Origin of the sequence: Arthrobacter globiformis (genome assembly GCF_003261175.1) — a bacterium.
GTDB classification, from domain to species: domain Bacteria; phylum Actinomycetota; class Actinomycetes; order Actinomycetales; family Micrococcaceae; genus Arthrobacter; species Arthrobacter globiformis_A.
This window is the reverse complement of the sequence record NZ_QLNP01000047.1, coordinates 50,107-62,224: the sequence shown is the minus strand read 5'-3', so window position 1 is coordinate 62,224 and position 12,118 is coordinate 50,107. Positions and strand designations below refer to the sequence as shown.

At 65.4% G+C, this 12,118-nt stretch carries 16 protein-coding genes and 1 pseudogene; 7 read left to right on the top strand and 10 right to left on the bottom strand.

The genetic code is table 11. From position 1 onward, the window contains the following. Window positions 1–474, bottom strand: a pseudogene (locus DBZ45_RS23130) (hypothetical protein); the annotation flags it as partial. Window positions 475–590: 116 nt separating this feature from the next. Between DBZ45_RS23130 and DBZ45_RS04080 the strand changes: the two are divergent. After that, on the top strand, window positions 591–887 hold the full coding sequence (locus DBZ45_RS04080) for a GlsB/YeaQ/YmgE family stress response membrane protein (RefSeq protein ID WP_223256912.1): 297 nt from the start codon (window positions 591–593) through the stop codon (window positions 885–887). Window positions 888–914: 27 nt separating this feature from the next. Next, a complete protein-coding gene (locus tag DBZ45_RS04075) occupies window positions 915–2,390 on the top strand; it encodes a protein adenylyltransferase SelO (RefSeq protein ID WP_111902676.1) in 1,476 nt (491 codons plus the stop codon). Between the two features lie 5 nt (window positions 2,391–2,395). Here DBZ45_RS04075 and DBZ45_RS22835 read toward each other — a convergent pair whose 3' ends face one another. Together DBZ45_RS22835 and DBZ45_RS04070 are read right to left on the bottom strand one after the other, a co-directional pair. After that, complete coding sequence (locus DBZ45_RS22835; RefSeq protein WP_190242999.1) at window positions 2,396–2,548, bottom strand: hypothetical protein; 153 nt, start codon at window positions 2,546–2,548, stop codon at window positions 2,396–2,398. 234 nt (window positions 2,549–2,782) lie between these two features. Continuing rightward, window positions 2,783–3,496: a GAF and ANTAR domain-containing protein gene (locus DBZ45_RS04070; protein WP_111902675.1), complete on the bottom strand. Its 714-nt coding sequence runs from the start codon at window positions 3,494–3,496 to the stop codon at window positions 2,783–2,785. Window positions 3,497–3,783: 287 nt separating this feature from the next. Here DBZ45_RS04070 and DBZ45_RS04065 point away from each other — a divergent pair, with 287 nt between their 5' ends. Beyond that, a complete protein-coding gene (locus DBZ45_RS04065) occupies window positions 3,784–4,356 on the top strand; it encodes an ArsR/SmtB family transcription factor (protein WP_190242998.1) in 573 nt (190 codons plus the stop codon). A gap of 323 nt (window positions 4,357–4,679) precedes the next feature. On the opposite strand, the gene DBZ45_RS04060 is transcribed toward DBZ45_RS04065, so the two are convergent. The 5 genes from DBZ45_RS04060 to DBZ45_RS04040 form a co-directional block, all read right to left on the bottom strand. Next, window positions 4,680–5,057 carry a VOC family protein gene (locus tag DBZ45_RS04060; RefSeq protein ID WP_111902673.1) on the bottom strand — a complete coding sequence of 126 codons (378 nt, stop codon included), beginning with the start codon at window positions 5,055–5,057 and terminating at the stop codon, window positions 4,680–4,682. Between the two features lie 306 nt (window positions 5,058–5,363). Beyond that, a complete protein-coding gene (locus DBZ45_RS04055) occupies window positions 5,364–5,765 on the bottom strand; it encodes a response regulator transcription factor (RefSeq protein ID WP_223256911.1) in 402 nt (133 codons plus the stop codon). A 202-nt stretch (window positions 5,766–5,967) separates the two neighbouring features. Beyond that, window positions 5,968–6,396, bottom strand: a complete 429-nt coding sequence (locus DBZ45_RS04050) for a hypothetical protein (protein WP_111902672.1) — start codon at window positions 6,394–6,396, stop codon at window positions 5,968–5,970. Window positions 6,397–6,398: 2 nt separating this feature from the next. Next, window positions 6,399–6,656 (bottom strand): hypothetical protein, encoded by a 258-nt coding sequence (locus DBZ45_RS04045; protein ID WP_111902671.1) that lies wholly within the window; start codon window positions 6,654–6,656, stop codon window positions 6,399–6,401. 552 nt (window positions 6,657–7,208) lie between these two features. Next, window positions 7,209–7,400, bottom strand: a complete 192-nt coding sequence (locus DBZ45_RS04040) for a hypothetical protein (protein WP_111902670.1) — start codon at window positions 7,398–7,400, stop codon at window positions 7,209–7,211. Window positions 7,401–7,516: 116 nt separating this feature from the next. Between DBZ45_RS04040 and DBZ45_RS04035 the strand changes: the two genes are divergently transcribed. The 3 genes from DBZ45_RS04035 (at window position 7,517) to DBZ45_RS04025 (ending at window position 8,662) form a co-directional block, all read left to right on the top strand. Continuing rightward, window positions 7,517–7,750, top strand: a complete 234-nt coding sequence (locus tag DBZ45_RS04035) for a hypothetical protein (protein ID WP_146617443.1) — start codon at window positions 7,517–7,519, stop codon at window positions 7,748–7,750. Between the two features lie 104 nt (window positions 7,751–7,854). Next, a complete protein-coding gene (locus DBZ45_RS04030; RefSeq protein WP_111902668.1) occupies window positions 7,855–8,223 on the top strand; it encodes a VOC family protein in 369 nt (122 codons plus the stop codon). A gap of 28 nt (window positions 8,224–8,251) precedes the next feature. After that, window positions 8,252–8,662: a VOC family protein gene (locus DBZ45_RS04025; RefSeq protein WP_111902667.1), complete on the top strand. Its 411-nt coding sequence runs from the start codon at window positions 8,252–8,254 to the stop codon at window positions 8,660–8,662. Window positions 8,663–8,765: 103 nt separating this feature from the next. Here the strand turns inward: DBZ45_RS04025 and DBZ45_RS04020 are convergent, their stop codons facing one another. Further along, window positions 8,766–10,232 (bottom strand): sugar porter family MFS transporter, encoded by a 1,467-nt coding sequence (locus DBZ45_RS04020; protein WP_111902666.1) that lies wholly within the window; start codon window positions 10,230–10,232, stop codon window positions 8,766–8,768. 137 nt (window positions 10,233–10,369) lie between these two features. Here DBZ45_RS04020 and DBZ45_RS04015 point away from each other — a divergent pair, with 137 nt between their 5' ends. Then, window positions 10,370–11,377: a LacI family DNA-binding transcriptional regulator gene (locus DBZ45_RS04015; RefSeq protein WP_190242997.1), complete on the top strand. Its 1,008-nt coding sequence runs from the start codon at window positions 10,370–10,372 to the stop codon at window positions 11,375–11,377. Between the two features lie 28 nt (window positions 11,378–11,405). Here DBZ45_RS04015 and DBZ45_RS04010 read toward each other — a convergent pair whose 3' ends face one another. Then, complete coding sequence (locus DBZ45_RS04010) at window positions 11,406–12,089, bottom strand: SGNH/GDSL hydrolase family protein (RefSeq protein ID WP_111902665.1); 684 nt, start codon at window positions 12,087–12,089, stop codon at window positions 11,406–11,408. Between the last annotated feature and the right edge of the window lie 29 nt (window positions 12,090–12,118).

Genomic DNA, 12,118 nt, shown 5'->3' with positions numbered 1-12,118 from the left:
CGACTCGGAGCGGTCCGCGGCCTGCCGGATCAGGTCCGCGGCCACACCCTGCTGGTCCGGCGCGTCGGCCATGGTGCGCAGCTGCGAGGAGATGGTGCGGATGCCCTCGGCGGCCTTCGTCTGCTGGGTGCCGGCCTGGCTGGTCAGGTCGGATTTGGCCTGGTGCAGAAGATCCTTTGCGCTGTTCTTGGCCTCGTACGCGACGTTCTTCGCCTCGGTCTTGGCCGTCTCCGCGACGTTCTGGGCAGCGCCGGCGGCATGGCCTGCCACATTGGCGGCCTCTTCCTTCGCCGCGTCCTTCTTGGAGGTCTCGTCCTGGTAGCCGGTGGTGCCTGTTCCGGCCGTGCCCGCGTACTCAGTCGTCTCTGGGTATCCGGTAGTACCTGCTCCGGTGCCGAATCCAGTGGTTTCCGCGCCGGTGGTGTCCGGGTAGCCTGTTGTGCCCGGGCCGGTGCCGTATGGGTTCTCGGTCATCATTGCTCTCTTTCCTTTGAGGGTTAGCTGCTGCTGATGAACCAGCACCCCGTAATAGTAAGCATGGTTACCATCTAATAGTAAGTAGACTTCCTACATCAGTTCAAAATTGTTGGATGCCAGCAGAAAGGCTGTTGACCATGATTGGATTCATCATCGCCGGGCTTGTTATCGGAGCCCTTGCCCGCCTTATCAAGCCCGGCAGGCAGAACCTCGGCATTATCGCCACGCTGCTCCTGGGCCTTGTCGGTTCCGTCATTGGCGGAGTTGTTGCCAGCTTGCTCGGTACCGGCGACATCTTCGAGCTGAATGTCCTCGGGTTCATCGTTGCCGTCGTCGCTGCCGTCGCCCTGATCGGTGTGGCAGAGTCCATGACTGGCCGCCGTCGTCGGACGCCGACCCGCCGGTTCTGACTCAAACGCAAAACGTATGCTTGAAAGATGACCGCTGCAGCCGCATCAACCGTCACCTTTGAAAGCCGCTTCGCCACGGAGCTCGCCGAAATGGCCATTCCCTGGAAAGCGGAGGAGGTCCGTGCCCCGCGGCTGCTCGTCCTGAACGAGCCGCTGGCCGCCGAACTGGGCTTTGACCCGGACTTCCTAAGGGGCCCGGAGGGCCTTCCGCTGCTGATCGGCAATGCAGTGCCCGACGGCGCCACTCCCGTTGCCCAGGCCTACTCCGGGCACCAGTTCGGCTGGTTTGCGCCGAGGCTGGGTGACGGCCGCGCCCTCCTGCTCGGTGAGGTCTCCGACGCCGAAGGCCGCCTTCGCGACATCCACCTGAAAGGCTCCGGCCGTACGCCGTTCGCGCGCGGCGGCGACGGCTTCGCCGTCGTGGGGCCGATGCTGCGTGAATACATCGTCAGCGAGGCGATGCACGCCCTGGGCATCCCCACCACCCGCTCCCTCGCCGTCGTAGCCACCGCGCGTTCCGTCCAGCGGGAGACCGAGCTGCCGGGAGCCGTGCTCACGCGCGTAGCCAGCAGCCATCTGCGCGTGGGGAGTTTCCAATTCGCCCGGGCCGCCGGCGACGAAGGGCTCCTGCGCCGCCTTGCCGACCATGCGATCGCCCGCCACTACCCCGGTGCGGCGGAAGCCGACAATCCGTACCTCGCACTGTTCGACGCGGTGGTCAGCGCCCAGGCTTCGCTCGTGGCCCAATGGATGCTGGTGGGCTTCATCCACGGCGTCATGAACACGGACAACATGGCGATCTCGGGTGAGACCATCGACTACGGTCCTTGCGCCTTCATGGACGCGTTCGACCCCGCCACCGTCTACAGTTCGATCGACGAGAACGGACGGTACGCCTACGCCAACCAGCCGCTGATTGCGGAATGGAATCTGACCCGCCTTGCGGAGGCAATGCTGCCGCTGTTCGACGACGACGAGGATCGTGCGGTCGAACTGGCCCAGGAGTCGCTGGGGGCTTTCCGCCAGCAGTACAGCGCGGCCTGGCTGGCGGGCATGAAGGCCAAGCTGGGGCTGGAGGGAAGCACCGGCGACGACGAGGCATCGCCTCTGATTGACGAACTGCTCGCATTGCTTCAAAAAGAAAGCGTTGACTACACGTCGTTCTTCCGGCGCCTCGGAAAGGCAGCCCGCAGCGAGGCCGGGCCCGTGCACACAAGGTTCCCGGAGACGTTCAACGAATCCGAGGCTTTCGCCACCTGGACCCGACGGTGGCGGGCACTGAACCCGGACGCGGACATGATGGACCGGGTCAACCCGGTGTATGTGCCCCGCAACCACCTCGTTGAGGAAGCACTCGACGCTGCAACCAATGGTGACCTCGGGCCGCTCCGGCTGTTGCTGGAAGCGGTGACGGACCCCTATAACGAGCGTCCCGGCGTCGAACGTTACGCAGTGGCGGCGCCGGAAGGCTTTGGTCCCTACCGGACCTTCTGTGGAACCTGAGCGGCCTAGGGGCCGGGGTGCACGAGGGTGTCCGCATCCAGCTCGTTAGCCGGGGCATCGGCCAGCCCTTGCGGCGTGAGGTCCAGGTCTTCCAAAGCGGCCATGGCTGCGATCGGCGCGGCATTCAACCCGGCGCCCGGGGCAATGTTGTTAGTCATGGTTCTCTGTCTCCTGAAGTAAGCGGGACGTGCATTGTGTTGGTGACTGGCTATTTTCCTTGGAATTGGCCCGCGCGCCAAAATTGCGCAGAGGAGAAAAATGCTGTAGCCGCACCGGTCAGGCCAGCCTCGAACTCCCGGAATGGGGGTAATTGCCAACGGCGGCAGTCCCTATTCGCGGGGCCGTTGCGGCCCGCAGGGAAGCGGTTGAGAAGGCGCTCAGGTGACGGCCGGCTACAGCTCGCCGCCGGCGATGATGTCCCGGGCGAGCTGGTGCAGCGGCTCATTCCGCCGGCGGGACGCGCTGATGAGGGTGGCCACAGCCTGGTCGCGGCTGACGTGGAGGCGCTCCATGACGATGCCGCTGGCCGTTCCGACGGCATCGCGGGCACCGAGGGCGCCGATGAGCCCGTCACTGAGATGTTGCGCGGCGTCGCGGGCCTGGGTGTTGGCAAGCATCAGCGCAGCAGGGCGGGCCAGCAGTTCGAGCAGGCGGACGGCTCTGGAGTCGAGCCCGTCGGGAACGGGGGAGTACACCTTGAGCGCCCCGATCGCGCCGTCGGGAGTGGACAGCGGGGTGCTGATCACCGAGCGGAGCGGCAGGTCGGCTATGGCGCGGCTCCAGGCGGGCCAGCGGTGGTCGGTCCGAGTGTCCCGGACCGTGACGGTCGCCTGCTGGGCCCAAGCCGTCAGGCAGGGCCCCTGCCTAAGGTCGTACTGCAACTGGTCAGCCTGCACAATAGTGGGATCAGTGGAGGCCGTGCTGGTGCGGCGGCCGCGGGTATCCATCAGGCTGACTCCCGCCCCGAGCGCCCCGGGGATCGCTTCCTTAAGGGCCTGCGCCAGCGCCGAGACCGCTTCGTCGACGGTTTCGTGGGTCAGCAGCAGGTCGGCGATCCGGGCGGTCAGCGCCGCCAGTTCGTCGGCGAGAGGCAGGTTGGCCTGCATCAGGGCCTGGCAAGAGTGGCTGCCGCAACAGGCACGGGCATCGTTTCCTTTGCTGATTGATTCGCGGACGCCGTCCCAAGGCAAGGCGGACCGCCGCGTCAGAAAACCGTTAAGACAATTATTTCAGCGGAGGACCCGTACCGCGAGAGGGTAAAGGCCTTTGCTGGATAACGAATTAATCCGTGAGCCCGTCGGAACGGATAAATGGGGACTTCATTCCGTCAGCAAGGTTTCTTTGAGGGGATAATCGGTAGGAACAGGTGTGTTTCTGTCAGATTGGGGCAGCAGTGACGGAACGTGCAGAATTTGGGGAGCAGGCCGCATCCGCTGAAGCGGAACTGTTCAAGCTGCTGGCGCATCCGGCCCGCGTCAGGGTGCTAAGCGTGCTGGCCTCCGGTCCCGCCAGCGTGGCCGACCTGTGTTCGGCCACCGGATTGAAGCCGTCACATTTGGCCGGTCAGCTCGCGCAGTTGCGCCAACAGCACCTTGTGGCTGGCCGCCGGGCCGACGGAAAGCTGCGTTACTGGCTGTCCGTTCCCCAGATCGTGGAACTGATATCAGCTGCCGAAGCAGTGCTGAATGCCCGTGCGGTGGCCGCCGCGAATGGTTTCGTCGGCAGCAGCGTCTCCGGCTCGGGTCTCGGGCTCACAGAAGCTGTCCTGACTGAGGAGTCGGCGGCGGCCCTGGAAGAGTCTCTCGAAAGGCGCGCCCTGATCACCGACGCTGTCCGGTCCGTTACTGCGCGCACCGGCCGCAGCTCCGAACAGGCTCTGCTCGGACTCCTGGCCCAGGCCCGTGAGCGCAGCCTCACGCTCGCCGAGGTTTCCAGCGAAGCAGTTGCGGAGCACGGAGCAGGGTGACCTGGGCCTCCGCATGCTCCGACGGGCTCGGTCGAGCTGGCAAGCGCCGCGCAGGGCAGTCTGCGGGCAAAAGGTTTGCGTCCTTGACGCAGGTCCCAGGCTGGGACGAGACTCGTAGTTGAGGAATTGATGAATTCCTAGTTTCTTCAATCCTCTCCATTGGGGGCCCTCTGCTCCGTCAGGCGCAGAGGGGCCGGAGCGTCGCGGGGCAGGTGGACGTAATGCCACCGCCCGGGGGCCGCGGAATAGACGGAAGGGGGGCCGGAACAGCGCAGTTCCGTCCCCTTTCCGATTCCCGCCGGGGTATGCCCGCACCAGTGGACTTACGGGCGTTCGAAGAGGCTCAGGATATTGCCCTCAGTGTCCAGGAACCAGGCGGCCTTCCCGCCGTCCGTGGTGGCAATCCCGTTCTCGGTCTTCAGCCCGGGAAAGTCGTATTCTTCGAAGACGACGCCGCGGCTCCGTAACTCCCGAACGTCCCGCTCGACGTCGTCCGTCACCCAGCCCATTTGGGTGTTCTTTGCGCTGCCCGCGTTTTCAGTTTGGTACACCAGGAACCTGGTTCCGTTGCCGCACTCGTACATCACGTTGTCGTCCGCGGGTTCCACGGGCTCCAGTCCCAGCTTGTCACGGTAAAAATCCTTCGCCCTGCTCACGTCCTTCGCGGGAAGGACGGCGGCGATGGCTGTGTCCTTGAGCATGACAGTTTCTCTCCTCATTGCGCTGATCGCGCTGTTGCGCTGATGGCGATGGTTCCCCTGTTCGGTGCCGGAAACGGATTGGCCGTCCGTGCCCGGGCCGCGTCGCCGCCCGTTTCGCCGACAGCCGGGGCGGCCACCTGGGACTCTGCGGCGCCTCGCCAGCGTCGCCGGGCGCGAGGGTCCCCGAAGTTTATGGGGACATTATGGAGCCGAAGTGCCACTTGCGGATATAGGCCACGGAGATGTGAAAGTACGACGCCGGCCGGTTGGCCGCCGCTGTTGTGTGGCGGTCAGACGGTGGCTTCGTCAGGCGCGCGGCTCCAGACCGTGCGCAGTCAGCGGGCCCACGGGACAAAGTTGGTTGACCGTCTCCGTAAGCTGCCGGGGGCGGAACGGTTTGACCAGGTAGGCCGCGGCTCCCGATGCCATGCCAGCCATCTCGTCGTCGAACTCCGCCCGTGCCGTGATGAACAGCATCGGCGCCTCGGAGCGCGCCCGGATGTGCTGCGCCACCTCCAGGCCGTCCATGTCCGGCAGATTCAGGTCGACCGTGACCAGGACGGGATGGTGTTCCCACGCCGCGGCGACCCCGTCGACGCCGTTGCTGACTGCATGAACGTCAAAACCAAGCCGCGTCAGTATCAGCGCTACAAGATCGCGGATATCCCGGTCATCCTCGATGACCAGGCAAAGCCCCCGTGAACCCAACGTGCCCCCCGGCCTGTAGTAGGTGTGCACAGTGTAGGGCGGAAACCTCAAGAAGTGCACGGCCCGGGCACGAAAAAGCCCCGCACCAGTTGTGAAGGCGGTGCGGGGCTTTCCGGGGACTACCATCCGCATGGGGGAATAGGATGGGGCCCCACACAAAGTTACCCAGGGGTAGGTTTGTCCTTCAAATGTACGATCCCGCTTACTCGGGCAGTTCCATCTGGAAACCGCAGGTGCATCTGAGGACGCGGGTGGACAGGTAAACATCCAGGGTGTCTTCGGCTGCGTCTTCGGTGGACAGCGGCGCGGACAGCCTGCGGAGCTCGGATCCTGTCCGGGCCATGGGCTGCCCGCAGTGCATGTAGTGCCCGCCGAAGATCAGCACGTCCCCCTTTTGTTCCCGGCGGCCCAGGACCGCCGACAGGTCGGCAACGTGGGCAGGATGTTCACTGAAGCGCCCGCACCGGCCGCAGGTGTAGGCCACCAGGACGACGTCGGCGGGACAGTCCGGGAGGTCCGTCACCGACCTGATGGTGAGATGGCGGTCGGTGCCGCAGAGCGCGCACATGACAGGCAGAACCCGGGCACGTCCGGCGCCGTCGGAACGGAAGCCGGGCGATCTGAGCGACATGGTCAGCCCGCGTACGGGTAGCTGGCGAGAATGTAGTCGGCGGCGGCCCGCCCCTTCATCTTCCGCCTGGTGCCTCGGAGGTTGACACGGCACCGCCGCATGCCGGCCCGGAAGGATGTGTCGCTCTTGGGCGTTAGTCCTTGAATCAGGCACCAGCTTGTGTAGAGCCCGTAAAGGCAGTCCGGCCCTAAGGGGCTGTCGGTGTCGGGAGCGGGGGAGGTGGCGTCGTGAAGAAACTGCTGGAAATGCGAGGTGGCCATGACAGGCTCTTTCCTCAGGGTGCGGGATGGCCGCCATGGGGCTACAGCGGCTTTACCTCCGGGCGGTGCACAACGCCGGAAGGGGTTCCTGCAGATATTCGCAAGGTTCCTCTATCGAAGCTACCCTGCAGTAGCTGATTTGTATATAGGAGGCATCAGGAGGCGGACGTGGTCGCCGGGACGGCGCTGGCGATTCGCGCGCGGTCGATCGCTGCCAGGGCGACCGCAGCAACTGAGCCTCCATCTCCTTGCGGGGCCGGCGGCGGACTGGGTTAGGCAGCCAGGTCCCGGAGGGTGGACCAAGGGCCACCGCCGCCGGCCTGCTTAAAGTTTCCGCGTCCGTCCTTGGAAGAACTTTGGAGTTCCTTGGACCGGCGCGAGGGAGCGTGTGGTCTGCGACGGGATTGCCCCAAGGTGCCCCAACTATTTCCCCATGTCAGCGGGCAATGCTGGCTCTGTTCTGAAGGAACGGAAGCCCAGCCCCGAACCGTCAGAATTGCCGAGTCCGGACGCACTCCCCCTCGCGAACCGGGCCCGGCACAAGCCCGAATTTTACGGGCGCCAGCTGTAGGGATTGGTGTTAGGCCTGCCGGCGCGGTGCGCATCGTACCCCTGCCGCCAAGCCGCCTCCACGGCGGTGACCATTTCTGCCAGGAGTGGATAGTAGGGGTGGTCCGGGCCGATGAAAAGCATCTCCTCGCGCGCCTTCTCAATTGCCTCCCGGACCGCGTTGCCGTTGGCCATGAGGCATGGTCCCACGCGCGCGGGCCGTTCGCCACAGCTGGGCTGCGGCGAATGCAGGGGCGTGTCACGCGGGCCACGTTCACGGAGAGTTCATGCGCAGCTGGTTCTATTGGTGCATGGACGCGAACGCTGGCAATGATCACGACGCCGACCTCCCGGCAGCGGGGGGAAAGCTGACCCCGGCGGAGCTGGAGATCTGGAATGCTGCCCGTTCCGGGATTCTCGAGCGCGTGCCCCTTGACGGCTCGGTGGTGTTCGCCTGGATTGAAGGGGAGTCTTCGCGCCGGCTGCACTTTGCCGGAGATCCGCTGGTTGTCCTGCCGGAGCTGGAGCACACCGAGGCGTATTAGCAGGTCACGACATCGCTGAGTGCTATCTGGGACGGCTTGGACGGCCCCGCGACTACCATCGGAAACATTAATGGCCCGGAGAGTTCCGGAGACTGGAGCAGCACATGCAACTCGGCGCTTTCTCACTCAGCCTCGCCGTCAAGGACATCGCGGCCTCCGCGGCTTTCTACGAGAAGCTGGGTTTCACCAGGTCCGGGGGCGACATTGACCAGAACTGGCTGATCCTGCGGAACGGACAGACGGTGCTCGGACTCTTCCAGGGCATGTTTGAAAAGAACTCACTGACCTTCAACCCGGGCTGGAGCCAGGACGCGCAGCAGCTCGAATCATTCACCGACGTGCGGGATCTTCAACGCCAGCTTAAGGACCAGGGCATTCCCTTCGTTGCCGAGGCCGGCGACGGAATCGGGCCGGGCAGCTTCATCGTTGTGGACCCCGACGGGAACCCGGTGATCGTGGATCAGCATGTCTGATCCGTCCGTCGGAAAAAGGAGAAGGGAAATGTCCAGCAACCCTGAGAACTTTAACAGCACTAAGGACTTTGTCAGCGTCCGGTACATGGTGGACGACGTCGACGCCGCCGTCGGCTTCTACACGAAGCACCTCGGCTTCTCCGTAAGGATGAGCGCGGCGCCGGCGTTTGCCGACGTCGTCCGCGGCCAGTTGCGACTGCTGCTGAGCGGACCCACCAGCTCGGCGGGCCGGGCAATGCCTGACGGCGCGGTCCCGGGACCGGGCGGGTGGAACCGGATCCATCTCATCGTGAGCGATATCGCCGCCGAGGTGGACAGGCTGCGGGCCGCGGGCGTTCCGTTCCGGAACGACATTGTCAGGGGACCGGGCGGCCAGCAGATCCTGCTGGAGGATCCGGCCGGCAACGTTGTGGAGCTGTTCCAGCCCGCAGGCGCGTAGGCGCCCAACTGACTCGCAGTTGTTGTCGTTTTGGGCGCTCAAAACGACATTAAGTGCGAGTCAGTTGGGCGGTGGCTAAAACGCCGGGCGAACCAGGGAGCTGTTAGTGTGCCGCCGTCGCCGGGGCCTTGTGCACCAGGTAAATGGCGCCGGTGGTGACGTCCTCCTCGAGTGCTTCGAGGGTGCGGCCGCGGGTTTCCGGCACCTGGGTGTAGATGAAGATCAGGGCCAGGATGCCCACCACGCCGAACATGAAGAACGTTCCGGTGATGCCGACTGATGCCACCAGCGTCGGGAAGAACAGGCCCAGGAAGGCGTTGGCGATCCACAGGCAGAAGATGGAGACGCCGATCGCGAAGCCGCGGATGTGCAGCGGGAAGATCTCCGAGAGCATCACCCAGACGGCGATGTTCAGGAACGTCTGCATGGAGCCGACGAAGGCAACCACCAGGAAGAGGATCACGAAGGGCCGGGCCGGGTTGCCGACGGGCAGCGCAATGGAGGAGATGCCGATCAGGAAGTGGCAGATGGTGGTCAGGGTGAAGCCGAGCAGCAGGGTGGTGCGGCGGTTGACCCGCTGCATCATGGTCAGCGCAATGACGCCACCGACGACGGCGATGACGCCGGGAGCGATGTTGGCGATGAGGGCGGCGCGGGAGTCGAAGCCGGCCTCAACCAGCACGGACTGGCCGTAGTACATGATCGAGTTGATGCCGGTCAGTTGCTGCGCCACGCCCAGGCCGATGCCAACGAGCAGGATGCGCAGGATCCACTTGTTCTTCAGTGCGCCCCAGCCGGAGAGGTTCATTTCCTTTTCCTCGTCGGCGAGGTGCTTGACGTCGGCCATCTCGGCTTCGGCACGCTCGGACGAGCGGATGGTCATGAGCACGGCCAGGGCGTCCTCGCTGCGGCCCTGGGAGATGAGCCAGCGCGGGGATTCGGGCATCCGGAGCATGCCGAGGAAGAGGGCAACGGCGGGCACCGCGGCTACTGCGAGCATGATGCGCCAGACGCCGCCGAATTCGCTCCAGAGGTTGCCGATGACGGCGTTCACCGCGAATGCGGCGAGCTGACCGATGACGATCATGAGCTCGTTGCGGCCGGCAAGCGAACCGCGGATCTCGTAGGGTGCGAGTTCCGCCAGGTATACCGGGACCACCGAGGAGGCGCCGCCGACGGCGAGACCGAGAATGACGCGGCCGATGACCATGACCTCGAAGTTCGGCGCGAACACGCAGGACAATGCGCCAACGAGGAAAAGGATGGCCAGCAGGATGATGGTCTTCCTGCGGCCCCAGGTGTCGGAGAGCCGGCCGCCGCCGACGGCGCCGGCGGCAGCGCCGAACAGCAGCGAGCTGGTCACGATGCCCTCGGTGATCGGGGTTAGGCCGAGATCGGCGGTCATGGGCCGGAGTGCGCCGTTGATGACACCCGTGTCGTAGCCGAACAGCAGGCCGCCGAAGGTCGCCACTGTGGCGACCATGCCGAGGCGCTTGCGGTGCGGGCCGTTGGTGAGCGGCGGCAGCGAGGGCGTATGCGCGCCGTCGCGCTGCGCTTGGGTTGCAGACATAAGGACTCCCTTGTCTCAATTTTGCGGGACATGTGCCCGCTGTCACACCCAAGACTAACGCGCGAAAGGCTTAAATGTAAGGTCAAACTTACAAATGGCGGAGTTTCGACGATTTCCCGCCGTGGGAGGATGGCCGTATGAGCATCCAGCGGCAGCACCGGCCAGCCACCCAGGCTGATGTTGCGCGGGAAGTCGGAGTCTCCCGCACGCTGGTCTCCTTCGCCTTCCGCGACGCTGCCGGCGTTAGCCCGGAGACCAGGCAGGCGATCTTCGACGCCGCCAAGCGTCTGGGATACCGGCACAATGCGGCAGCCGCCGCCCTGGCAAGCAAGTCTCGGACCGCCGTCGGACTTTACCTCCTGGACCTCCGGAACGAGGTGTACTCCGACGTCCTCAACGGCGTGCGGCTGGCGCTGCCGCAGGCAGGCAACCGGCTCATTCTCAGCGTCTCCCGCTCCATCGGCGGCGTGGACCAGGGCGCGATGGACTCACTCATCGAGGCGAGGGTGGGGATCATCATTGCCGCGGCGCTGCTGGATCCCGACGAGCGGGTACGGGAACTGGCGCAGATCATCCCGGTGGTGAGCGTCACCCGCCGCGTGCGGGGCGTGGACAGCGTCTACCCTGACGACCGCGCCGGGGCGAGGGCCGCCGTCGAACACCTCCTCGGCCTGGGGCACACGCGGATTGCGCACATGACCGGGCCGCCCTTTGACGGCCATACCGTCCGCCGGCAAACGTACGAGCAGATGATGCGGGACGCCGGCCTGACCCCGCAAACCGTGGCGGCCGACGACTTCACGCAGGAGGCTGCGGAGCGCGCGGCGGCGGAGCTGCTAGCCAGCCCGGACCGTCCGACGGCCGTGTTCACGCACAACGACCAGTTCGCGCTGGGTGTCCGCGAGGCCGCGTATGCGATGGGGCTGGCGATTCCCGGGGACCTGTCGCTGGTGGGCTACGACGATTCACGGACGGCCCGGCTGCGCGGCATCGACCTGACCTCGGTGGACTTGCATGCCGTGGAGCTGGGAACAACTGCCGGACGTGTGGCCCTTGACCGGCTCAACGATCCCGGCGCGCCCATTGCGGATGTGACCAGCACGCCCCGGCTGGTGGTCCGCAACTCGACGGCCCCCCTCCGCTAGTTTTGAATTGCCCCACAGCCGCATGCAGTCAGGTGCCGCCGACCACCGCTGACCGCGGCACCTGGCGTGTTCCATCCAGCAGTGCGGTGATGGCCGACGCGATTTTGGCGCCTCCTTGGACGGAGGGTTCAATCGCGTTCGCGTAGTCGCCGTCGTCGTTGCAGATGAGCCGGAGGTCAAGCAAACTGATGCCACGGGAGAACGCGGCCCGCGTGACGGAGTCGTTGAAGACCGTGAGGGCGGTCCTGATCATCCGGTAGAAGGGCCCGGAGGAGGGTGTGTCGTAGATGGTGCATACCGCTGCGGGCAGCCCCGTCGCTGAAAGCGCTTCGGCCATCGATTCATAGTCGGAGGCGAACCGCGCCTGCGCGTCGGCAAACATGTCCAGGGCTTCCGCCACGGAGCGGGCAGGGGCTTCGAGCAGGTCGGCGAAGCCGAGGGCGTCATTGCCGCCGGCGCTGACCACAAGGTGGGTGGCGTCGTCGGGAAGGGCAATGAGTTGGCGGCGGACTCCGGCGATTACGTCGCCGTCGACCGCCAGCAGCGTGGCGTTCCAGCCCGCCGGGAGGTCGCCGCGCAACTGCTCCACGACGTCGGGCCCGTCATTGACGTACGCCTTATTGTCGAAGATCGAGTCGCCGAGCAGTACAACATGGCACGGTGTTGATCTCGCCTGGGACGGCCATGGACTGGCGCCGGTGCTGCTGGTCATGCCGCATCGTTGCACGAAACAGTTCCCGC

What these genes read in the sequence shown, in the direction of transcription:
- DBZ45_RS04015 (WP_190242997.1), top strand. Translation starts at nt 10,370, where the DNA reads ATGAGCATCCAGCGGCAGCACCGGCCAGCCACCCAGGCTGATGTTGCG.
- DBZ45_RS04070 (WP_111902675.1), bottom strand. Translation starts at nt 3,496, where the DNA reads ATGCAGGCCAACCTGCCTCTCGCCGACGAACTGGCGGCGCTGACCGCC.
- DBZ45_RS04020 (WP_111902666.1), bottom strand. Translation starts at nt 10,232, where the DNA reads ATGTCTGCAACCCAAGCGCAGCGCGACGGCGCGCATACGCCCTCGCTG.
- DBZ45_RS04030 (WP_111902668.1), top strand. Translation starts at nt 7,855, where the DNA reads ATGCAACTCGGCGCTTTCTCACTCAGCCTCGCCGTCAAGGACATCGCG.
- DBZ45_RS04050 (WP_111902672.1), bottom strand. Translation starts at nt 6,396, where the DNA reads ATGTCGCTCAGATCGCCCGGCTTCCGTTCCGACGGCGCCGGACGTGCC.
- DBZ45_RS04010 (WP_111902665.1), bottom strand. Translation starts at nt 12,089, where the DNA reads ATGACCAGCAGCACCGGCGCCAGTCCATGGCCGTCCCAGGCGAGATCA.
- DBZ45_RS04045 (WP_111902671.1), bottom strand. Translation starts at nt 6,656, where the DNA reads ATGGCCACCTCGCATTTCCAGCAGTTTCTTCACGACGCCACCTCCCCC.
- DBZ45_RS04060 (WP_111902673.1), bottom strand. Translation starts at nt 5,057, where the DNA reads ATGCTCAAGGACACAGCCATCGCCGCCGTCCTTCCCGCGAAGGACGTG.
- DBZ45_RS04025 (WP_111902667.1), top strand. Translation starts at nt 8,252, where the DNA reads ATGTCCAGCAACCCTGAGAACTTTAACAGCACTAAGGACTTTGTCAGC.
- DBZ45_RS04035 (WP_146617443.1), top strand. Translation starts at nt 7,517, where the DNA reads ATGGACGCGAACGCTGGCAATGATCACGACGCCGACCTCCCGGCAGCG.
- DBZ45_RS22835 (WP_190242999.1), bottom strand. Translation starts at nt 2,548, where the DNA reads ATGACTAACAACATTGCCCCGGGCGCCGGGTTGAATGCCGCGCCGATC.
- DBZ45_RS04040 (WP_111902670.1), bottom strand. Translation starts at nt 7,400, where the DNA reads ATGGCCAACGGCAACGCGGTCCGGGAGGCAATTGAGAAGGCGCGCGAG.
- DBZ45_RS04075 (WP_111902676.1), top strand. Translation starts at nt 915, where the DNA reads ATGACCGCTGCAGCCGCATCAACCGTCACCTTTGAAAGCCGCTTCGCC.
- DBZ45_RS04080 (WP_223256912.1), top strand. Translation starts at nt 591, where the DNA reads ATGCCAGCAGAAAGGCTGTTGACCATGATTGGATTCATCATCGCCGGG.